Origin of the sequence: Amycolatopsis sp. cg13 (genome assembly GCF_041346965.1) — a bacterium.
In the GTDB taxonomy this organism is placed as follows: domain Bacteria; phylum Actinomycetota; class Actinomycetes; order Mycobacteriales; family Pseudonocardiaceae; genus Amycolatopsis.
This window is the reverse complement of record NZ_CP166848.1, coordinates 4,958,680-4,978,532: the sequence shown is the minus strand read 5'-3', so window position 1 is coordinate 4,978,532 and position 19,853 is coordinate 4,958,680. Positions and strand designations below refer to the sequence as shown.

Here is a 19,853-nt window from a genome sequence, read left to right as displayed (position 1 = left end):
TCACCTACCGCGAGCGATCCAAAGCGTAACGTGATACGTCTCACTCCCGCACGGGGGTAGCGCAGGTAACGCGTAGCGGGGACCATGCGTTATAGCAGGTAGATACCTGTTCAACCCCATCAACTCGCACACGTCGGCCAGCGGATCACCCGGATTCGCCGACGGCATCGGCGTGCGCACCCCGTGAGGAGGAGCCGCAATGACGGCAGTATTCGTGGCCATCGCAAGCTGTGCAACCGCGGGAGTCGCTGTCGCGGCGACCCTTGCGTCCTACGCGCAGCGCAAGTGGCGGGTCCGCGCCGTCGAGGCGTGACCCGTTAGGACTCTCGCAGCTCTAGGTCTCTAGGGCTCCACAATTCCGACTGCCAGGCCGAGGCCGACCAGATCCTGCGGGCGCAACCGCAGCTGGTCGGTCACGGCCGGTACGTCGGTCATCGGGCGTTTCAGGATCGCCGCCGCCGCTTCCGGCGAAGTGACCGAGAAGTAGGCGTCCGGCGCGATCCAGGTCGTGCCTGGCGCGGCGAAAGCCAGTGCGCCACCGGAACCGCCTTCGCCGATCACGAGTGTCGTCACCGGCACCGCGGCGGTGGCGATCGCCTCGAACAACTCCGCGATCGCTGGTCCGATCCCGCCTTCTTCCGCTTCCGCGTCGTTTGCCGCGCCGGGAGTGTCCACAAGCGTCAGCACCGGAATCCCTAGCCGGGACGCCAGCCGGATAAGCCGTGCTGCGGTGCGAAAGCCTGCCGGGCGGGTCGCGGTACCGCACTGTGCTGCGTACGCGATCGCGCGGCCTTCTCGCCAGCCGAAGCCACATTGGACGCCTTCATCGACGTGACCAGCGCGGTCGCCTTGTACGTTCTCTCGCCAGTCGAAGTACGCGTCGAGGTACTCGGGTGCGCGCGCTCGCGAAGAAGCGCGCGCCGTCCGTACCGCGTCCCATCCGGTTTCGGGCAGCGCGGCGTCGCGACGGGCGTTAGGCGGGGGCGCGGGTTCTGTCGACGGCGAAGCCAATAGCTGTAGCCACCGCGCGAGTACGTCACCCAGCTCGTCTGTCTCAACGAGACGGTCGACCTGACCCCATTCCAGCTTCGCTTCGACGGTGTACGCCTCCGCAGGCGATGTCGCAGGCCGTACGCGGGAGCCTGCGAAGCCCACTTGCGCGTCTGGCAGTCCCAACACGACGTCCGAACCGGCACCGAGGGTCGCCCAGCCGCCGCCGGTGGATGGGTTGCGCAGAACGGAAATCTGCGGGACACCCGCCGCGCGCGCGTCCGCCGAGGCGCGCGCGATTCGCTGGAGCTGGGAGAGCGCGCGCATGCCGTGCTGCATCCGGCTGCCGCCAGTCGCGACCAGCGACACCACCGGCAGTCCACGCTCCTTCGCGTGGGCGAAAGCGGCTTCGACGCGGTCTCCAGTCTGCTGTCCGATCGAACCGCCGAGGAAGCCGAACTCCCAGGCGATCAGCACCGTGGGTACGTCGCCGATCTTCGCCTCTCCGACGACGACCGATTCGGCCTCACCGGTGCGCACGGCGGCGGCCGCCCTGGCCTCCGGATATCCCGGCCAGCCGAGCGGATCGTCCGCCGGAGTGTCCGCCAGCGACAGGTCGGTGAACCCGGCGGAGACGGCGGCCAGCAGCTCGCGCGCGGTAGCGTTCATCCCAGCGCTCGCTTCATGACTTTGCCCATGTCGTTGCGCGGCAACGCATCCAGATACCGCACGACGCGCGGCCGCTTGTGCGGAGCGAGCAGTTTCGACACGTGATCGGCGAGGTCTTCGAGCGCCGGGCGCTCGCCGTCCGGCACGACCCAGGCGACGATGCGCTCGCCGAGGTCGTCGTCTGGTTCGCCAGTCACCGCCACCTCGGCGACGTTCGGGTGTTCCAGCAGCGCGTTCTCGATCTCGCCCGCGCCGATCTTGTAGCCGCCGCTCTTGATCAGGTCGGTGGCCTTGCGGCCGACGATCCGGACGTAGCCGTCGGGGTCGCGGGTGGCCATGTCGCCGGTGCGGAACCAGCCGCCGTCGAGCGCCGCGGCCGTCGCGTCCGGCCGGTTGAGGTATTCGGTGAACAGATTCGGCCCGCGGACCTGGATCTCGCCGACCGCGTCCGGCTCTTGCACTGGATCCCCGGACTCGTCGACCAGCCGCAGGTCGACCCCGGCGAGCGGAACGCCGACCGAACCCGGCTTGCGCTCGCCGTCGGCGCGGACACTGGTGTTCATCAGCGTTTCGGTCATGCCGTAGCGCTCCACGACCTGCTGCCCGGTCGCGGCGGTGATCCGCTGGTGGTCGTGCACCGGCAGCGCGGCCGAGCCGGAGACCAGCAGCCGCGCGGACTTGAGCGCGTTGGCGAGGCCTTCGTCGGTCGCGACCGCTTCGGCGATCCGGTGATACATCGTCGGGACGCCGAACAGCATCGTCGCGCCGTTCGCGAGCTCTTCCGTGACGCCTTCGAGAGAGAACCGCCCCAGGTGACGCACCGAGCCGCCACGGCGCAGCGGCCCGAGGATGCCCAGGATCAAGCCGTGCACGTGGAACAACGGCAGCCCATGGACGAGCACGTCGTCAGCGGTCCACTGCCAAGCGTCCTCGAGCGCGTCGAGCGTAGTCGCGATCGAGCGGCGCGGCAGCACAACGCCCTTGGGCGGCCCGGTCGTGCCGGAGGTGTAGACGATGAACGCGGGGGCCTCGGCGTCCGGCTCGCTGGCGGGTGGTTTCCCGTTGCCTTCCAGGGGAATGTCGCGACGCGGCAGGTCGAGCGCGGCGGGCAGTTCGACGCCGGGTTCGGCGAGCACCAGCGCTGGCTCGCTGTCGGCGAGGATGTGCCCGAGTTCGCGTTCGCCGATCTTGGGGTTGAGCGGCACCACCGGAACCCCGGCGAGCAGCGCGGCGACCACCGCGACGCTGGTGTGCAGCGTCGGCGTCGCCCACACCGCGACCCGGCGGTCTCGGGGCAGTTCAGCGGCCAGCGCCCCGGCGACCGCGCCGAGCTCGGCGTAGGTGAGTTTTCGGTCTCCGAAACGCAGCGCTTCCTTGCCGGATCCGGCGGCGACTGCGGGGAACAGCGGATCGGGCACTTTCGCGGACCTCCTGCGTCACCGGCACCTGGAACCGCACCGTACCGCCTTGTGGCGGTGGCCACCTGCGACGCGATTCACAGATCCTGATTGTCAGGGGTACCCAGGTTCAGGCGAGATTATCGAGCAGCGCGCGCACGCGTTCGACCATCGTTTCGTGCCGGGCCGGGGCGACGTTCACGTACCGCTCGCCGCCCGCGGTTTCGGAGAACGAGAACAGGTAGCGGCCGTGCTCGGTGTCGTAGTAGGTGCAGATGTCGCGCCCGCTGACCCGCCGCCCGCCAAGCCCGTCCCGGGCGGCCGCCGTGATCTGCCCGCCGCCGACGCGGGGGAGCGCGGCGACGTCGAGCAAATGCCGCACGTCCTGCCGCGCCGGGCCGCCGTCGATCGCCAGATTCAACGCCGATTCCGGCACCGACACCGCCTGTCCCTGGGCGGGCTTAACGCGCGGCAGCTCCCGGATCAAGTCCTCCGCCAGCGCTTCCGGCCGGGCCGGCCGCAACACCACAGTGCCGGTGGACGGCATGTGGCACGCGAGCACCGCGTCTTTGTTCACTGCCGCGACGACCAGCCGATACCGCCGATCCCGCCCGCTCTCGACGGTCGCCGACAGCTCACTGGCCCCGCGGCACAACACGGTCATGGTCCGGACGAACGTCTCGTCCGGACCGCCGCGCCCCCAGACGCCCTGGTCGGCCATGGCGTTCACCGCGGCTTCGCGATACGCGTGCGTCTCCTCGGGGTCGCGCCAAAGCGGGTCGGGCGAGAGCGCCGCCGGCAGGGAAACCCCGGCGAGCTCCGCCGCGACGGGAAGACAGTCGGCAGGGAGCACCACCTCGCGGGCGAGCACCAGCATCCGTCAGAGCCCGATCACCGGCGGAACCGCCTTGGGAAGGTCGCCGATGAGGGCCGCGTCGGGGTCCTGCTCGACCAGGTAGTCGGCGGTTTCGTGGACGAGGTCGTCTTCCCCCTCGCCCTTCTGCCCGCGACCCATCGCACCCGCACCCATGCCCGGCGCCCCCGCACGCCCGTTGGCTCCGGCGGCTGCTCCACCTCTGGCGGCGGCTTCGGCGTTGCCACCGAACGGCCCGGTACCGGTGCCCGCTCCTCGGCCGACGCTGTTGCTGTTGCCGGGGTTGCCGCTGCCTGGGTTGCCCGAGTAACCGCTGCCAGTTCCCGGGAGCCCCGGGGTGTACAGACCGCTGCTGCCGCCGTTGGGGTTGGCGGTGTTGGGGTTGCTGCTGTTGAACGACCAGGAGTTGGGGTTGCTGGTGTTGTTGGGATTGCTGGTGCTGGTCAGATCCGGCGGAACATAGCCAGAGGTCCGAGTGTCATCCGGCAAATCGCTGTGCGGCGGGTGGTACTTGCCCGGCGTATCCGTCGGACCGTTGCGCGGCGGAACCTCCGGATCCCACCGGTGAGTCTCCGAAGGAGGCGTCACCCCGGGAGGCCCAGTGCGATCGTTCGTGTGATCGCGGTGGCTGGTGTTGCTGCCGCCGGTGCTGCTGGTGTTGTTGTCGCCGCCGACGTAGCCGCCCTCGGAGTACGTGCCAGCGGTGCCGCCGGGGCCGCCCGGGGTGTAGTGCGTGGGCAGATGAGCGGTACCGGTGCTGCCGGGCTGCGTGATGGTGAAGTCGCCGCCCGCGGAGGGCATCGCGAGCTGCCCGTATTGGGACGGGTCCGCCCAGCGACTCGAATTGTCCGACGACTCCTGGTGGTAAGAGTCGTAGCTTTCGGTGATCGCCTGCGCTTTCCGGTTCCAGTCGTCAATCTCGTGCTGCCGGTTCGAGAGGAACGAGAGAGGGGTCCCGGAAACCCAGTCGCCTGCCGGTTTCTCGCCGATGTCGCCGATGTCCTGGATCTTGTTGTGCAGTTGCTGGAACGAGCCGCCCTGGCCGTGGTAGAGCTCCTGCGCCTGCTGGAGATGCTGCCCGCTGACCTGGGACGCCTGCACGAGCGGGCCCGCGCCGGCGTAGGCCTGACCGGCGGAATCTCCCTGCCAGTACTGGCTCATCTTGCCTTGCAGCTGCTGCATCCGGCCGGCGATTTCCTGGTGCTGGCGGGAGAGATCCGAGGACAGGTCTGCCCCGGTGTACATCCCGCCGGAGCCCTTGCCGCTTGTGACGAAGCCGACGATTTGCTGCGGAGTGTAATTAGTCATCGCGCACCTGTCTTGATCGTCTTGATCGCTGCGGTAGCCGCTGTGATGGCCAATGCGCACGGGTCGCTGTAATGCGGGGAGGATTCGCGGAGGATGACCGAGCTGGTGAAGGTCTCGTCGTTCTTCACGCCGACGATGGCCTGGCAGCCGCCTTTTTTGCGGTCGTCGGTGGGGCCGGAAAGCACGGTCGGGTAGCCGTCGGTGTCGGGTGCTTTCTCGAAGTATCCGGATGAGCTGTCTTTGTACTGGTAGGCGCTGGCGAGTCCGCCGCCGTTGGGGACGAATCCGATGCCGACGCTGCTGTTGTCCGGGCCGTACCAGCTGCAGATCGGTGCTCCGGCTCCGGCGTCGGTGGTGGTGCGGACCGACTCGATGACCTGCGCGGCCTGGGCCGGGGTGAGCAGAGAACATGGTGCCTGCTCGTACTTGGCGACGTCGAGCGGGTTGGCTACCTGGGGAACATCGGGCGCGCCCGAAGCCGTCGCCGGTGGCGCGCTCGGAGTCGACGGCGCGGGAGAACCCGGATTGGACGTGCAGGCGGCCAGGGCGAGGAGCAGGATCGCTGTCGCCGCGGCGCGGAGGCTGGTCTTCGTCACCGGGTCATCCTTGCTTGCTCATGCTGGTCGTGTTGGCATGATCCTGCTTCTCGTACTTGCCGATGGCTTCTTTCAGCCGGTCGGCATAACCCTGCGCGTAGGTCTGCTGTTGCTGAAGACTCGTGAGGTAGGCGTCGGCATGCATATCCGCTGCTCGCTTCTGCAGGGAGCTGCCATCGTCGCTGGCCGGCGGCGTTACCGCGCGCAGCTGCCGACCTGACCTGATCATGCCGTTCAGGCCGTCGGCGATGCTCTGCCATTCCGGTTGCAAGGTCTTCATCGCCGCGATGTCCATGTTGAACCCGCCACCCGCCGCGGCGGCGTTCACCTTGGCGTCCTCGGCCGCGCGCTGCTGGTAGACGCGCACGCCGTTGGAGTTCATCGCTTCGCCGAACTGCTTGTCCTGGCGGTCGCGTTTGGCCTGCTCTTCCGGGTCGACGTACCCCGCGCGCCCGTCCACCGGCTGGCTGCTGGACGACTCCCCATTGCCCACGATGACGCTCCCCCTCGGTCCCGGCGGCACTGTCTCCGACTGCCGACGCTTTGACTGAGCTTAATCGGTCGAGGTTCCGCGTGTGGACAAAATCCCCCAAGCCGGGCAGGTGTCAGGAAGCTGTCTTGACAGTGATCAGAGCTGCTGCGGGCCGACTCGATGACCTCCGTGGCCTGGGCGGGGCAAGGTGCCTGCTCGTACTCGGCCACGTCGAGCGGCTCAACCCGCCAGAACCACCACGGCCACGACAGGCAGCTTCATCACGGAACGTATCTTTCCCGAGCCCCCATCCGCCCCGCCCGCTCCCCGGTCTCCTTCGGACCAGAGCTATCCTGGGAAATCGTGCTGGTATTGGCGATCGACACGGCTACTCCGGCGGTGACGGCGGGCATCGTCGCTCTCGACGGGGCTGAGCTCGTCACTCGGGCGGACCGCGTCACGGTGGATCCGAGGGCGCACGGCGAGCTGATCGCCCCGCATGCGCTTGCTGCTGCGGACGAAGCTGGGGTCACGCTCCGCGAGCTCGACGCGATCGTGTGCGGCGTCGGGCCAGGGCCCTTCACCGGGTTGCGGGCGGGGATGGCCACGGCGGCTGCGTACGCGCACGCGCTCGGCATTCCGGCGTACCCGGTGTGCAGCCTCGACGCGATCGCTGCTGACGTGGTGCGCACGGAGAAGCCCTTCCTCGTCTTCACGGACGCGCGGCGTCGCGAGGTCTACTGGGCTGCGTACGACGCTTCGGGCGCGCGCACCGACGGTCCTCACGTACAGCGGCCCGCGGACATCGAGACCGACATTCGCGTCGCGGCGGGGGACGGGGCCTTGCAGTACGCGGCGGCGGTGGGCGTGGTGCCGATCGAGCCGCGGTTTCCGTCGCCGACTGGGTTGGTGCGCGTTGCGCGTACGGCGCTTCTCGAGCGCGCGGAGCCGGAGCCGTTGACTCCCCTCTACCTGCGTCGCCCGGACGCTGTCGAGCCCTCGGCCCGCAAGAGGGTGACCGCCCTGTGAAGCTCGACCAGCTGCGCCGCGCTGACGTCGCGAGGTGCGCGGAGATCGAGAAGATCCTCTTTCCCGGCGACGATCCCTGGAGTGCGCGCGCGTTTCATTCCGAGCTCGACCAGGGCCATTACTACCTAGCCGCGCGGTCGGACGACGGCGAGACCCTGCTGGGATACGCGGGGCTCGCGGTGGTTGGGCGGCGCGGGGACTACGAAGCGAACGTGCACACGATCGGCGTCGTGCCGGAGGCGCAGGGGCAGGGCATCGGCAAGGCGTTGCTGCGAGCGTTGCTGACGCGCGCCGACGAACTGCACGCGGCTGTCTTCCTCGAAGTGCGTACGGACAATGACCCGGCCGTGACGCTGTACGAGGCACACGGTTTCCAGAAACTCGGCATCCGGAAGCGCTATTACCAGCCTTCCGGCGCCGACGCGTTCACCATGGCCCGCCCCGCGCAGGCCCCGGCACGAGACGAGGTGGCCGGCTGATGGCGCGCGTCATCATGGGTATCGAGAGCTCCTGCGACGAGACCGGCGTCGGCCTCGTCCGGCTGCACGACGACGGCACGGTCGAATTGCTCGCCGACGAGGTCGCGTCCAGTGTGGACCAGCACGCTCGCTTCGGCGGCGTCGTGCCGGAGGTCGCCAGTCGCGCGCATCTCGAAGCGATGGTGCCGACGGCGGAGCGGGCGTTCGCCACTGCGGGGCTGAAACTGTCCGATGTGGACGCTATTGCGGTGACGGCTGGGCCGGGTCTTGCGGGAGCGTTGCTGGTCGGGGTTTCGGCGGCGAAAGCCTATGCCACCGCGCTGGATGTGCCGCTGTACGGCGTGAATCACCTTGCCGGGCACATCGCGGTGGACACGTTGCAGCACGGTCCGTTGCCGTCGCCGGTGTTGGCCTTGCTGGTTTCCGGTGGCCACACGCAGCTGTTGCGAGTGGACGACATCGCGTCGAGCATCACCGAGCTTGGGTCCACTGTGGACGACGCGGCGGGCGAGGCGTACGACAAGGTCGCGCGCGTGCTGGACCTGCCGTATCCGGGCGGGCCGCCGATCGACAAGGCGGCCAAGCAGGGCAACCCGAAGGCGATCGCGTTCCCGCGAGGCATGACCGGTCCGCGTGACGCGAAGTTCGACTTTTCCTTCTCTGGATTGAAAACGGCCGTGGCACGCTGGGTGGAGAACGCTGAGCGCGCTGGCGACGCCGTGCCGGTGAACGACGTCGCGGCGTCCTTTCAGGAGGCGGTCGCGGACGTGCTCACCGCGAAGGCGATCCGTGCCGTGCGCGAACAAGACATCGGCACTTTGGTGATTTCCGGCGGTGTGGCAGCGAATTCGCGGCTTTCGGAGCTGGCGGCGGAGCGTTGTGCGGAGGCCGGTATTGAGCTGCGCGTACCGCGGCCGCGGTTGTGCACGGACAACGGCGCGATGATCGCGGCGTTGGGCGCGCACGTGGTCGCGGCAGGCCGGGCGGTGGCGCCGTTGGACTTCTCGGCGAACCCGGGTCTGCCAGTCAACATTGTGTCCCTTTAGGACTCACGAGAGCAGCAGCATCAAGGGACACCCCTAGCAGCGCCTCGATCGCCGAAGCCGACTGTGCTGCCGCGGAGCCGTTTCCATAAGGATTCGCTGACGCAGCAGCGCTAATCTCGCCGCGAAGGATGCGTGCGGCGGTGTCGGTGATCAGCTCCGTGTCGGTGCCGACCAGCCAAGCGCAACCGGCTTCGACCGCTTCCGGGCGTTCCGTCGTGTCGCGCAGCACCAGCACTGGTGTACCGAACGTCGGCGCTTCCTCTTGAATACCACCGGAATCCGTCAGCACAAGCGATGCCAACCGCAGCGCGCGCACGAGATCCGGGTACTCCAACGGCTGGGTGACGGTCACCCGCGCGACCCCGCCCAGCACTTCTTCGACCTGTTCCCGCACAGCCGGATTCGGATGCACTGGGAACAGCACCTGCACGCGCGGATGGGCGTCGACGATCTGCCGCACCGCGGTCAGCGTGCGCGTCAACGGTTCACCCCACGACTCGCGGCGATGCGACGTGACCAGCACCAACTGTTCGCCCGCTTCGGCGATTCCCATCTCCAGCAAGGCAAGCGCCGGATCACGGGCAGGCAAATCGCGTGCGGCCACCGCCAGCACCGCGTCGACGACAGTGTTGCCAGTACGCGTAATGCGCTCCGCCGGAACGCCCTCGGCCAGCAACGCCGCGCCCGCAGCCGCGGTCGGGACCAGGTGTAGCGCTGCGATCCGCGAGATCATCTGCCGCGTTCCCTCCTCGGGGAAAGGCGACGCCAGGTCGTGCGTGCGCAGCCCGGCTTCGAGGTGCACCACCGGGATGCCGAGCCAGAACGAGGCGAGCGCACCGGCCAGTCCGGTGGTGGTGTCGCCTTGCACGACGACCGCCGACGGCCGGTACCGGCGCAGCGCGGCGTCGAGCGCGGGCAGCAGGCCGGACACCAGTTCCGCCTGCGTGCCGGACACTCGCGGCGGCACGTCGAGCCACGCGTCGATCGCCACCTCGAACGGGGCCAGCGCCTGCTCGACCATGCCCTGGTGCTGTCCGCTGTGCACTACCAGCGGCCGCAGCCCGGGCCGGGCGTCCAGAGCCAGCGCGAGCGGCGCGAGCTTCACCGCCTCCGGCCGCGTCCCGGCCAGCAGCATCACGTCCAACGTTTTCACCCTTTCGAGTGTCCCGGAAATCCGGGCTGCCGGCGGGATCACGCCGGCAGCCCGGATTCTTCAGCCGTCCAGGCGGGAGAACCGCCGATTCCGGCGGCGGACGGCGATCAGCGCGGCGATCCCGAGGATCACCAGCGCGATGCCGACCGCGAGCCACCAGCCGACGTCGGCGCCGGTGGCGGCGAGGGTGCCCACCCCGCCACCGGCGACGCCGACCCCGGCGCCAGGCATCTTGTACATCGGTCCATCACCTCACCGGGTCAGGCGGCCGAGCGACGGCGGGTGAAGCGCAGGCCGACCGGCACCGCGACGGCGGCGAGCACGCCGAAGCCGATCCACATGCCCGCACCGGAGGCGAGCGGCATCGGCGGAGCGGCCGGACCGCAGGTCGCCGACGACAGGATCACGTCGCCCGAACCGAGCGCGCCCAGCGCGTCGCCGCCGAGCAGTTTCAGGTGCAGGGCGTTGACGGTGAGGCTGCCGTCCGGGTTCTTGATCTGCTCGTTCAGGATCAGCGTCGCCACGTGCAGCGGGCCGACCTGGACCTTCAGTTCGGTGTTCGCCGCCGGGGTGGCGTCGACCTTGCCGAGGCTGCCGAGGTTCGCGCCGACCAGCGTGGTGCTGCCCTTGACGCCTTCCTGGGTCGCGGTGCAGACGGCTTCGACCGCCTTCGCGCCGACATTGCCGACGGCGGCCTTGAGCAGCGGCAGCCCGACGTCGGCGGTGGACGCCTTCGCCGTGACCGCGCCGGAGTTGTCGTCGCGCACGGCGGACGTGTTGATCACGCCGGTGGTGAGCACGCCGGGAACGTTCGCGGAGACCGCGGTGTTTTCCGTCGGGCCGCCGGTGTTCGCGGCCGCGAGCGGGCCGAGGTGCACCGCGGGCTGGCCGAGCAGCGTCACGTTGACGTTGACGCCGTAGGCCGACCCGTCGCCGGGAGCGGCGCTGGCCGGAGCGGCTCCGGCCAGGGCGATGCTCGCCACGACAACGGCGAGCATGCCGCCTCGTCGCACGAGGTGTCTCTTCACTGGTCCTCCGAATTTTCTCAGGGCGAGCCGCCGCGCGGACTAAACCCGCTGAGCAAGAGTCGGCACGCGGATCGGTTATCGGCGGACGTTTCCGAAATGGCACAGCTTTTTCGGTGGATCACCACATCGGGTGATATAGATTCGGCTTTTTCCCAGGTTGCGCGAAGTATCACTCGAACGGACTAGCAAGCTTGAGTAAGAATATGCCGAAAGCTGCTCGGGTATCCCCGAAAAGGGGCTGTCCGGGGAAGGGCGGAAACCGTCGCGGACACGACCGTGGCCGGTACCGCCCCGGTTCCGCTGGGTTTCTTCTCGAGAGGGTCGTCGTGACAGCAGTCAACGCGCCGGTGTCCGGCGCATCCCGGTTTCCGCTGCGTATGGCGGTGTTCGGGGTGCTCGCCGCGGGGGTCGTGCTGGTGCTCGTGGAGCGCGGGTACCGCGAGCTGGAAGTGCAACTGGCCGGTGCCATCCTCCGGGTTGTCACCTCATCGGGGGTCTATGTGGCCGGAAGCCGGGAATCGGTCTACTTCGGGTTGTCCGGCGATACTCCATTCGGGTTGCGGATGACTCCGGAATGCTCGTCGGTATTCCTTCTGCTGCCGTTGCTATTAGTAACCGCCGCACTTCTGTGGTTCCGGCCACAGAATGCCCGCAGGCTCTTTTTCTCGCTGGGAATTTCCGCGATCGCGGTGATTTTGGTTAATCAGTTACGGATTCTCACCATCGTCGGGCTGGTCAACGGGCTCGGCACCGACGAGGGCTACTACTGGGGCCACACGCTGCTCGGTTCGCTGGTCAGCGTCATCGGCGGCGCGATCTCGCTGGTGCTCTTCGTGTGGCTGGCGACGCGGAAGACGAAGGCCGAGAAGCAGGCCGCGGCGTGAGCGACTCCGGCCTGAAGATCCTGCTGTCGGTCACGCAGGCCTTCGCGCTCACCATGAGCGTCGCGTTCCTCGTGTACGTCGTGGTGATCGTCGTGCCGTACCTGCGCCGCAAGCCCGCTCCGGTCGGCGATCCGGCCGACTTCTCCTGGCACTTCTTCGTCCCCTGCCGCGACGAGGAGGTGGTGATCCGCGAGACGGTGAAGTACCTGCGCAGCACCTTCCGCCGCGCGCACGTGTGGGTCGTGGACGACGACTCCGACGACCGCACCGCCCGCGTCGTGCGCTCGGTGTGGCGGCGCAACGGCGGCTACGACGCGAATCTGCACCTCGTCGCCCGGCAACGCCCGGAAGCGCGCACTGGCAAGGGAGACGCGCTCAACGCCGCTTACCGCGAGCTGGACGAATGGCTCGGCCCGGACGCGGACCGCGACCGCGTGGTGGTCGTGGTGGTCGACGCGGACGGCCGTCCCGCGCCCAACTGCCTCGAAGTGTGCGCGGCGGACCACCTGTTCGGCGACGAGACCGTCGGTGCCGTCCAGCTCGACGTCCGGATGAGCAACTTCCGCAGCCGTCCGCCCGGTCGCACGTGGTTCTCCCGCGCGTTCGGGCTCAAACTCGCCCAGCTGCAGGACTTGGAGTTCCGCACCGCGATCGCGGCGATCCAGACGTCGCGCGGCTTCACCGGCACGATCTCCATGGGCGGCAACGGACAGTTCACCCGGCTGTCCGCATTGGACTCGATCGCCGGTGACGAACTGGCCCCGTGGCGCGGTTCGCTCCTGGAGGACTTCGAACTCGGCGTGCACCTGCTCACCGCGGGCTGGCGCACCGGGTTCACGCCGGATTCGCATGTGGCGCAAGAAGGTCTGTACAGCCTCCGCCGGTTCCTGGTGCAGCGCACGCGCTGGGGTCAAGGAACCATGCAATGCATGCGGTACCTGCGCCGCATCTGGGACTCACCGCATGTGTCCACTTTGGGCGCCGCGGAGATGATGTACTACCTGGCGCAGCCGTGGATGCAGCTGCTCGGCTCGCTGCTGTATCCGGTGCCGTTCATCATGCTTCTCGTGAGCACCGCGGGCGATCCCGGCCAGGTGTGGACGTGGTTCACCGGCGGCGCGTGGATCCTGTTCGCGATCTACGGTTCGTTCGGGCTGCTGCCGTTCGTCGTGTGGGGCCCGATCTACCAGATGAAATGCTTGCGCAGCAAGAACATCTTCCGCGGCATCGGCATGGGCCTGCTGTACGCGGGCTACATCTACACCTTCTACATCACGTCCTGGCGCGCGTTGTTCCGGCTGGTGCGCGGCCGCAACGGCTGGGCCAAGACCCGGCGCAACACCGAGGCCAGCGCCGGCGTGAAGGTGGCCCTGGACGCGTGAATGCCCGGGCCGCGCGCGGTCGGCCCGGGCATTCGACGAGCTGCGGTCAGGACGCCGGTTCGAGGTCGACGTCGTCGCGGCTGACGTACGCCACGCGGTGGCCGAGCTGGATTTCCACGTACCGCGACTTGCCCTTCACGACCTTGTTGGTCGCGACGTCGAAGGACGCCGAGTAGTACTCCGAGCCGGTCAGCCCGCCGACCGAGTACTTCTGGCCCGCGCCGAACTGATACGGCAACGGCTTGAGCTCCTGCACCGGAATGTCCTTCGGATACGCCCCGGCTTCCGGGTACGCGCTCCCGTAGACCGGCACGGTCGCCTTGCCCTCCTTGGGAGTCGCGACGAATCCGTCGGCCGGATACGCGGTGGGCGCGTCGCCCGGGTTGCGGAACCAGCCCTTCTGCCCGAGGTACCAGATCGCGGTCCAGTCGTCCTTGGTGTCCGCGACGGCGTACTTCTGGCCGGTGGCCGCACGGCTGCCGATGTCCGCGACGTCCATTGTGGACGGATTCGGCCCGTGCATGCCCACGTCGGACAGCAGCGGCGCGGATTCGCTCGGTTCGGTGTGCAGCACGACGGAACCCGAACTCCGGTCCGGGCAAGGGTTTCCGGAGCCGATCTTGTCACAGCCGGTGAACGCCGGACGGTTGGCGGAGTACTCCGGCGCGATCATGACGAGGCCGGAATCCGGCGCGCCCTCGTGCTCCAGCGGGGAGCCGAGCAGGTCGAAATAGTGCGCCCAGTCCCAGTACGGGCCGGGATCCCAGTGCATGCTCTTGATCTTGTCCGCGTTCGGGCCGGGAACGTTGTCGTGGCCGAGGATGTGCGCGCGGTCCAGCGGAACGCCGAAGCGGTGCGCGAGGTAGCGCACGAGCTTCGCGGACTGGCGGTACATGGCTTCGGTGAACCAGGTGCCCTGCGCGGCGAAACCCTCGTGCTCGACGCCGAGGGATTTCGCGTTCAGGTACCAGTTCCCGGCGTGCCAGCCGACGTCCTTGGTGGGCACGTGCTGGGCGACCTGGCCGTCCGACGAGCGGACCGTGTAGTGCCACGCGGTCTGGCCCGGGGTCTGGGCCTGCTTCATCACCGAGTCCCAGGCGCCCTCGGTGTCGTGGATGACGATGTAGTCGATCTTCTGGTCGTGCGGGCGGTCGGCCTTGTCGTAGTTGCCGTAGCTGTCGCCGATCTTCTGGAACGGCGCGGGCACCGACTCGCAGGACATCGACCGCGGGCACTCGGTGGCCGGCGGCTCTCCGGCGCGCAGCCCGAGGCGGTCCGCCTGGGCGCGGTCCGGGGTGACGTCGGAGGCCGGGGCGAGTTTGACGGCCTGTCCGTCGTCAGTCGTACGCGTGATGCCGCTGCTGATGGTGGCGAAGACTTCGTCGGCGAAGGTGCGCGCGCCGGTGACGTCTTCGGAGCCGCTGTATCGCGCGACGGCTCCGTACCAGTCCTTCGCGTTGTCGCTCTTGACGCCCAACTCTCGCTGGTACTGGGCCAACAGTGCCGCTCCGCCGCGAATGTTCGCTTCGGCGTCGGTACGGAGCTTCGCGGCGTCGGTGTGCAGAAGCTCGGCGGCCTTGTCGATGGTCTGACTGCCGGGCGGGGGAGGCGAGGGCTTGAGCGGCTTCAGCCGCAGCGTCGGCCGCGAGTCGTCGCCGCGGGGGTCTTCGTCGGGGTTGTCGAACTCGCTGGTGCGCAGGCCGGTGGTGCGGACATCGGTGAGGTGCATCGGCCCGTAGCCGGCGGCGGTGCTGGGAGCGCCGGAGTGGGTGTCCCAGCGGGATTCGAGGTAGGAGACGCCGAGCAGGACGTCCAGCGGGACGCCGAATTCGCGAGCGGCGTCGGCGAAGTCGCGCTGGCGGGCCTCGTTGGCTGGCTGGGCGGAGGCCGGGACAGTGACCGCGATCGCGGCGAGTGCCAGCAGCCCGGTGGTCGCGGCGGCCAGGCGCCACGGGAGTGAGCGGGGCATAGGAGGACTCCAGGAGTGAGATGCCTGTCTGTGCGGATCCAACCAGCCGCCGGGGGGGTTGGTGGGGTTTATCCGCCGGATGCGTCCGAACGGGCACGCGGCGGTGCCCGCGGAGCCTGGGCCAGCGGACGAGCCGGGCGTGCGCACCTGATCGCCGCGCCCGGCCGGGGGGTGCGGAATCCGTGTGGAACAAAGCCGCCGGTCAGCGGCTTCCGTCCCGAGTTCCGGCTCGTGAGCGGACCCTCCTTGCGAAGCTGGCACTCACGTGGCTAGAGTGCTAAATGAACGGCCCGGACACGCCCCGGCACCCGCGACGGCGGGGGTGGTATGAGCCGTAACCAGTCATCATGCCGACGCTTTCGACGACCGTGGAGGTCAACCCGGTGAGCGTGAACATCAAGCCGCTCGAGGACAAGATCGTTGTCCAGACGAGCGAGGCCGAGGAGACGACCGCTTCCGGCCTCGTCATCCCCGACACCGCCAAGGAGAAGCCCCAGGAGGGCAAGGTTCTGGCCGTTGGCCCGGGCCGCATCGACGACAAGGGCAACCGCGTTCCGCTGGACGTGGCTGTCGGCGACGTCGTCATCTACTCCAAGTACGGCGGCACCGAGGTCAAGTACAACGGCGAGGACTACCTGATCCTCTCCGCCCGCGACGTGCTGGCCGTCATCAACTGACGCGTCACTCGCAGCGCAAGGACGCCCCGGGCCCCGCTCATGCCGGGGTGCGGGGCGTTTTGCGTCGCACGACAACCGAAAGGTAAGCGGAAAGCGTTATGCCCAAGCAGATCAGTTTCGACGAGGACGCTCGTCGCGCGCTCGAGCGCGGGGTGAACAAGCTCGCCGACGCGGTCAAGGTCACCCTCGGCCCGCGCGGTCGCCACGTCGTCCTCGACAAGAAGTTCGGCGGCCCGACGATCACCCTCGACGGCGTCACCGTCGCTCGTGAGGTCGAGCTCGACGACCCGTTCGAGAACCTCGGCGCGCAGCTCGCGAAGAGCGTCGCCACCAAGACCAACGACGTCGCGGGCGACGGCACCACCACCGCCACCGTGCTGGCCCAGTCGCTGGTCAAGCACGGCCTGCGCAACGTCGCCGCCGGTGCCAACCCGACCTCGGTCGGCAAGGGCATCGAGGCGGCCGCGGAAAAGGTCATCGAGGTCCTCAAGGCCAAGGCCACCCCGGTCAAGGGCCGCGACAACATCGCCCAGGTCGGCACCGTCACCTCGCGTGACGCGGCGATCGGCGCGCTGCTCGGCGAGGCCGTCGAGCGCGTGGGCGAGGACGGCGTGATCACCATCGAGGAGTCGTCCACGCTGGCGACCGAGCTCGTGATCACCGAGGGCGTCCAGTTCGACAAGGGCTTCCTGTCGGCGCACTTCGCGACCAACCCGGAGGACCAGAAGGCGACCCTCGAGGACGCCTACATCCTGCTGCACCGCGAGAAGATCTCGGCGCTGGCCGACCTGCTCCCGGTGCTGGAGAAGGTCGTCGAGGCGAAGAAGCCGCTGCTGATCATCGCCGAGGACGTCGACGGCGAGGCGCTGTCCACCCTCGTGGTGAACTCGCTGCGCAAGACGATCACCGCGGTCGCGGTCAAGGCCCCGTTCTTCGGCGACCGCCGCAAGGCGTTCCTGGACGACCTGGCCGTCGTGACCGGCGGCGAGGTGATCTCCGCGGAGATCGGCCGCAAGCTGTCCGAGGTCGACCTCGGCTCGCTGGGCAAGGCCCGCCGGGTCGTCGTCACCAAGGACGACACGACGATCGTCGACGGCGGCGGCACGAAGGACGACATCGCCGCGCGGACCGCGCAGATCCGCAAGGAGATCGAGACCACCGACTCCGACTGGGACCGCGAAAAGCTGCAGGAGCGGCTCGCGAAGCTCGGCGGCGGCGTGGCCGTGATCAAGGTCGGCGCTGCTACCGAGACCGAGCTGAACGAGCGCAAGCACCGCATCGAGGACGCCGTGGCTTCGACCAAGGCGGCCGTCGAAGAGGGCATCCTGCCCGGCGGCGGCTCGGCGCTGGTGCACGCGGTCAAGGAGCTCGAGGGCAACCTCGGCCTGACCGGCGACGAGGCGACCGGCGTCGCGATCGTCCGCGACGCGCTCACCGCCCCGCTGCACTGGATCGCGACGAACGCGGGCCACGAGGGCGCGGTCATCGTGAACAAGGTCAAGGAACAGACCTGGGGCCAGGGCTTCAACGCGGCCACCGGCGAACTGACCGACCTGATCGCGGGCGGCATCGTCGACCCGGTCAAGGTGACCCGCTCGGCCGTCGCGAACGCGGCGTCCATCGCCCGGCTGGTGCTCACCACGGAAAGCTCCGTGGTCGAGAAGCCGGTCGAGGAGGAGCCGGACGCCGGACACGGCCACGGCCACTCGCACTGACGCTGGTTACGGCTGCGTCTTTTGGCGGGGCGGTGCTTCCCTTTGGGGAGTGCCGCCCCGCTTTTTTGTTGCGGTGCTTGGGAAAAGGGGTAGGTGACGGGGGCTTCGGGATCTAGCGGTGGCGGGTTTGGGCGGGATCGCAATGATCGACCGGAATGGGGCTATTCGGGTGAATGTGCGCGAGGGAAGCCAACCTCGCCGTCGGGACGCGGGTGAGTAATGCGTGAAAGGCCCGGGCGTTCGGGCTCTGCCAGATCACTCCGAGGGGTAATGCGCATGATGCCGATTTTGAGCTCCAAACAGGAAAACAGAACGCTCCGCCGCGGGAAAGGCCGCGCGGCCGTCGCGATGTTCGCCGCCGCGGCCGGGTTGGTTCTCGCGGGTCCTCCCGCTGCCGCTGCCGTTCCAGCGGCCAACGCCCCCGTCGACCTCGTCGATCCTGGCTCGGGGAGTTCCTTCCACGGCACCGCCGCGTTCAGCAACCGGTCGGTCACCGTCGCGGGAACGTTCCACGCCGTCGGGTGCCGGAGGTTCTACGCTGCCTCCCACGCGGGCAGCGCACAGTTGGATATCAGGAGCACGAGTACGCATTGCAATACCACGACGCAGGAAACTTTGCCGCTCACCGCAAATGTCGTCGGCGGAGCCAACTTCGTCAGAGTCGCCCTGACCGACGCGAGCGGTGTCGGCGTCGGGAAAGACGTTTATCGCCCCTGAGCGGGATCGCCATTGAGAGGTCGTTCGGGTGTGCGGCAACATGCCTCGCTCCCGGGCGTCTCCTCAATCACGAATCGCGGCGGTTTTCCCGACTGAGTGCGGATCAGGCCATCAGCGCCGCAAGTCTTTCCGCATCACCGGTCGGCTAGGAACCGTTCTCCCCACCTCAACAAACCCCGCCCGCGCGAACATCGCCGCCGTACCGGTGAAAACGGCTGACGGCGACGGCGCGGCCTTCAACGCGGCGACATCGACCGGATGCCCGTCCAGCACCGATCCGCCGTGCGTCCGCGCCCAATCGACCGCCGCCTCCAGCAGTGCCACCCCGACGCCGGCTCCTCGCCACGACCGTCGCACCACGAAACACGTGACCCACCAAGCATCCGGGTCGTCGTCGAGCAGTCGGCGCAGCGCACGGTTGCCCATCACGCCCGGCAACAAGGCGCGTGGCTGCACCCGCGTCCAGCCGACGGGTTCGTTGTCGAGATATCCGACGAGCCCGACCGGCACCGCAAGGGTTTCGACCTCCGCGCGCAGAGCCGAGCGGTTGTCCGGCGCGCTATGCGTCCGGAACCGCTGACACCAGCAGCTGTCGTCCCGCCGAGCCCGGCTGGCGAAGACGCACTCCAAATCCGGCCAGTTCTCGGCGGTAAGCGCCCGGAACTCCACCCTGCGAAGCATAGGCACCGGAAAGCCGCGGTCCGGAAACCGCGGCTTCCCCACACTCAAGCAGTGAACCCGCCATCCACCGTGATCGAAGTCCCCGTCAGATACCGCCCATCAGGCCCCGCCAGGTACGACACCGCCGCCGCGATGTCTGAAGGATTTCCGTAGTGTCCCAACGCGATATGCGCCAGCTGGTCACCGGAATGCGGCCCGTCCGCCGGGTTCATCTCGGTGTCCGTCGAGCCCGGGTGCACCACCATCGCCGTGATTCCGCGCGGTCCCAGGTCCCGCGCCAGGCCCTTGGTCATCCCGACCAGCGCCGACTTGCTCGCCGCATACAGGCTCATTCCGACGAACGGCATGCGCTCGGCCAGATCGCTGCCGATCGACACGATCCGGCCGCCGCGAACCATGTGCCGCGTTGCTGCCCGGGCCGCCACCAGCGGGGCCTTCACGTGGATCGCCAGCGTGCGGTCGATCGCCTCCGGAGTCAGTTCGTCGATCGGCGCCACGTCGAACACTCCGGCGTTGTTCACCAGCACGTCCAGCCCGCCCAAGTCGGCCGCAGCTCGGTCGACCGCACGGGTTACGGCACCAGCGTCCGCGGCGTCTGCCTGCAGGGCCAGACCGCGGCGGCCGAATTTTTCGATGGACGCGACCACGTCCGCCGCCCGGTCCGCGGCGCGCTCGTAGGTGATCGTGACGTCCGCGCCGTCCTCGGCCAGCCGGAGTGCGATCGCCGCGCCGATCCCGCGGCTTCCGCCGGTGACCAGCGCGACCTTGCCGTCCAGGGTGCCCATGC

Annotated in this window: 20 protein-coding genes; 8 read left to right on the top strand and 12 right to left on the bottom strand. The window is 68.7% G+C overall.

Annotated features, from left to right (window positions below; all coding sequences use genetic code 11):
* Window positions 1-342 precede the first annotated feature (342 nt).
* From AB5I40_RS22850 to AB5I40_RS22825, 6 genes are all read right to left on the bottom strand, one after another.
* Entirely contained in the window at window positions 343-1,659 is a 1,317-nt protein-coding gene (locus tag AB5I40_RS22850; RefSeq protein WP_370932164.1) for a carboxyl transferase domain-containing protein, read from the bottom strand.
* The gene (locus tag AB5I40_RS22845) at window positions 1,656-3,077 is read right to left on the bottom strand and encodes an acyl-CoA synthetase (RefSeq protein ID WP_370932163.1); all 1,422 of its coding nucleotides are present in this window, start codon (window positions 3,075-3,077) and stop codon (window positions 1,656-1,658) included. The genes AB5I40_RS22850 and AB5I40_RS22845 overlap by 4 nt, the downstream gene beginning before the upstream one ends.
* A gap of 109 nt (window positions 3,078-3,186) precedes the next feature.
* A complete protein-coding gene (locus AB5I40_RS22840; protein ID WP_370932162.1) occupies window positions 3,187-3,933 on the bottom strand; it encodes an ESX secretion-associated protein EspG in 747 nt (248 codons plus the stop codon).
* Window positions 3,934-3,936: 3 nt separating this feature from the next.
* The gene (locus AB5I40_RS22835) at window positions 3,937-5,238 is read right to left on the bottom strand and encodes a hypothetical protein (RefSeq protein WP_370932161.1); all 1,302 of its coding nucleotides are present in this window, start codon (window positions 5,236-5,238) and stop codon (window positions 3,937-3,939) included.
* On the bottom strand, window positions 5,235-5,834 hold the full coding sequence (locus AB5I40_RS22830) for a DUF3558 family protein (RefSeq protein WP_370932160.1): 600 nt from the start codon (window positions 5,832-5,834) through the stop codon (window positions 5,235-5,237). The genes AB5I40_RS22835 and AB5I40_RS22830 overlap by 4 nt, the downstream gene beginning before the upstream one ends.
* 4 nt (window positions 5,835-5,838) lie before the next feature.
* Window positions 5,839-6,327 carry a hypothetical protein gene (locus AB5I40_RS22825; RefSeq protein ID WP_370932159.1) on the bottom strand — a complete coding sequence of 163 codons (489 nt, stop codon included), beginning with the start codon at window positions 6,325-6,327 and terminating at the stop codon, window positions 5,839-5,841.
* 342 nt (window positions 6,328-6,669) lie between these two features.
* On the opposite strand from AB5I40_RS22825, the gene tsaB reads away from it, so the two are divergent.
* Genes tsaB through tsaD form a run of 3 tightly spaced genes read left to right on the top strand, consistent with a single transcriptional unit; the run spans window position 6,670 to window position 8,860 of the window.
* The gene (tsaB, locus tag AB5I40_RS22820; RefSeq protein ID WP_370932158.1) at window positions 6,670-7,335 is read left to right on the top strand and encodes a tRNA (adenosine(37)-N6)-threonylcarbamoyltransferase complex dimerization subunit type 1 TsaB; all 666 of its coding nucleotides are present in this window, start codon (window positions 6,670-6,672) and stop codon (window positions 7,333-7,335) included.
* Window positions 7,332-7,814: a ribosomal protein S18-alanine N-acetyltransferase gene (gene rimI / locus AB5I40_RS22815; protein ID WP_344270343.1), complete on the top strand. Its 483-nt coding sequence runs from the start codon at window positions 7,332-7,334 to the stop codon at window positions 7,812-7,814. The genes tsaB and rimI overlap by 4 nt, the downstream gene beginning before the upstream one ends.
* The gene (gene tsaD / locus AB5I40_RS22810) at window positions 7,814-8,860 is read left to right on the top strand and encodes a tRNA (adenosine(37)-N6)-threonylcarbamoyltransferase complex transferase subunit TsaD (RefSeq protein WP_370932157.1); all 1,047 of its coding nucleotides are present in this window, start codon (window positions 7,814-7,816) and stop codon (window positions 8,858-8,860) included. The genes rimI and tsaD overlap by 1 nt, the downstream gene beginning before the upstream one ends.
* Here tsaD and wecB read toward each other — a convergent pair.
* From wecB to AB5I40_RS22795, 3 genes are all read right to left on the bottom strand, one after another.
* Window positions 8,841-10,004: a non-hydrolyzing UDP-N-acetylglucosamine 2-epimerase gene (gene wecB, locus AB5I40_RS22805; protein ID WP_370940584.1), complete on the bottom strand. Its 1,164-nt coding sequence runs from the start codon at window positions 10,002-10,004 to the stop codon at window positions 8,841-8,843. The two genes, tsaD and wecB, sit on opposite strands and share 20 nt — an antisense overlap.
* A gap of 69 nt (window positions 10,005-10,073) precedes the next feature.
* Window positions 10,074-10,253 (bottom strand): LPXTG cell wall anchor domain-containing protein, encoded by a 180-nt coding sequence (locus AB5I40_RS22800; protein WP_344270349.1) that lies wholly within the window; start codon window positions 10,251-10,253, stop codon window positions 10,074-10,076.
* Window positions 10,254-10,273: 20 nt separating this feature from the next.
* On the bottom strand, window positions 10,274-11,041 hold the full coding sequence (locus AB5I40_RS22795) for a choice-of-anchor P family protein (RefSeq protein ID WP_344270351.1): 768 nt from the start codon (window positions 11,039-11,041) through the stop codon (window positions 10,274-10,276).
* 377 nt (window positions 11,042-11,418) lie between these two features.
* Here AB5I40_RS22795 and xrtP point away from each other — a divergent pair, with 377 nt between their 5' ends.
* Entirely contained in the window at window positions 11,419-11,925 is a 507-nt protein-coding gene (gene xrtP, locus AB5I40_RS22790) for an exosortase P (protein ID WP_370940583.1), read from the top strand.
* Window positions 11,926-11,978: 53 nt separating this feature from the next.
* Window positions 11,979-13,307 carry a glycosyltransferase gene (locus AB5I40_RS22785; protein ID WP_370940582.1) on the top strand — a complete coding sequence of 443 codons (1,329 nt, stop codon included), beginning with the start codon at window positions 11,979-11,981 and terminating at the stop codon, window positions 13,305-13,307.
* A gap of 46 nt (window positions 13,308-13,353) precedes the next feature.
* Here AB5I40_RS22785 and AB5I40_RS22780 read toward each other — a convergent pair whose 3' ends face one another.
* Entirely contained in the window at window positions 13,354-15,276 is a 1,923-nt protein-coding gene (locus AB5I40_RS22780; protein ID WP_370932156.1) for an N-acetylmuramoyl-L-alanine amidase, read from the bottom strand.
* Between the two features lie 347 nt (window positions 15,277-15,623).
* Here AB5I40_RS22780 and groES point away from each other — a divergent pair, with 347 nt between their 5' ends.
* From groES to AB5I40_RS22765, 3 genes are all read left to right on the top strand, one after another.
* Window positions 15,624-15,953 carry a co-chaperone GroES gene (groES, locus tag AB5I40_RS22775; protein ID WP_020662728.1) on the top strand — a complete coding sequence of 110 codons (330 nt, stop codon included), beginning with the start codon at window positions 15,624-15,626 and terminating at the stop codon, window positions 15,951-15,953.
* A 98-nt stretch (window positions 15,954-16,051) separates the two neighbouring features.
* Window positions 16,052-17,668 carry a chaperonin GroEL gene (groL, locus tag AB5I40_RS22770; protein WP_370932155.1) on the top strand — a complete coding sequence of 539 codons (1,617 nt, stop codon included), beginning with the start codon at window positions 16,052-16,054 and terminating at the stop codon, window positions 17,666-17,668.
* Window positions 17,669-17,938: 270 nt separating this feature from the next.
* On the top strand, window positions 17,939-18,385 hold the full coding sequence (locus tag AB5I40_RS22765) for a hypothetical protein (protein WP_370932154.1): 447 nt from the start codon (window positions 17,939-17,941) through the stop codon (window positions 18,383-18,385).
* A 111-nt stretch (window positions 18,386-18,496) separates the two neighbouring features.
* On the opposite strand, the gene AB5I40_RS22760 is transcribed toward AB5I40_RS22765, so the two are convergent.
* Together AB5I40_RS22760 and AB5I40_RS22755 are read right to left on the bottom strand one after the other, a co-directional pair.
* Entirely contained in the window at window positions 18,497-19,054 is a 558-nt protein-coding gene (locus AB5I40_RS22760) for a GNAT family N-acetyltransferase (protein WP_370932153.1), read from the bottom strand.
* Window positions 19,055-19,110: 56 nt separating this feature from the next.
* Window positions 19,111-19,851: an SDR family NAD(P)-dependent oxidoreductase gene (locus AB5I40_RS22755; protein ID WP_370932152.1), complete on the bottom strand. Its 741-nt coding sequence runs from the start codon at window positions 19,849-19,851 to the stop codon at window positions 19,111-19,113.
* Window positions 19,852-19,853 lie beyond the last annotated feature (2 nt).

Bases quoted from the DNA above. Each gene is read 5' to 3' on its own strand.
- AB5I40_RS22765 (WP_370932154.1), top strand. From the start codon at position 17,939: ATGCGCATGATGCCGATTTTGAGCTCCAAACAGGAAAACAGAACGCTC.
- AB5I40_RS22755 (WP_370932152.1), bottom strand. From the start codon at position 19,851: ATGGGCACCCTGGACGGCAAGGTCGCGCTGGTCACCGGCGGAAGCCGC.
- AB5I40_RS22800 (WP_344270349.1), bottom strand. From the start codon at position 10,253: ATGTACAAGATGCCTGGCGCCGGGGTCGGCGTCGCCGGTGGCGGGGTG.
- tsaD (WP_370932157.1), top strand. From the start codon at position 7,814: ATGGCGCGCGTCATCATGGGTATCGAGAGCTCCTGCGACGAGACCGGC.
- AB5I40_RS22785 (WP_370940582.1), top strand. From the start codon at position 11,979: ATGAGCGTCGCGTTCCTCGTGTACGTCGTGGTGATCGTCGTGCCGTAC.
- xrtP (WP_370940583.1), top strand. From the start codon at position 11,419: ATGGCGGTGTTCGGGGTGCTCGCCGCGGGGGTCGTGCTGGTGCTCGTG.
- AB5I40_RS22840 (WP_370932162.1), bottom strand. From the start codon at position 3,933: ATGCTGGTGCTCGCCCGCGAGGTGGTGCTCCCTGCCGACTGTCTTCCC.
- AB5I40_RS22835 (WP_370932161.1), bottom strand. From the start codon at position 5,238: ATGACTAATTACACTCCGCAGCAAATCGTCGGCTTCGTCACAAGCGGC.
- AB5I40_RS22780 (WP_370932156.1), bottom strand. From the start codon at position 15,276: ATGCCCCGCTCACTCCCGTGGCGCCTGGCCGCCGCGACCACCGGGCTG.
- groES (WP_020662728.1), top strand. From the start codon at position 15,624: ATGCCGACGCTTTCGACGACCGTGGAGGTCAACCCGGTGAGCGTGAAC.
- AB5I40_RS22850 (WP_370932164.1), bottom strand. From the start codon at position 1,659: ATGAACGCTACCGCGCGCGAGCTGCTGGCCGCCGTCTCCGCCGGGTTC.
- groL (WP_370932155.1), top strand. From the start codon at position 16,052: ATGCCCAAGCAGATCAGTTTCGACGAGGACGCTCGTCGCGCGCTCGAG.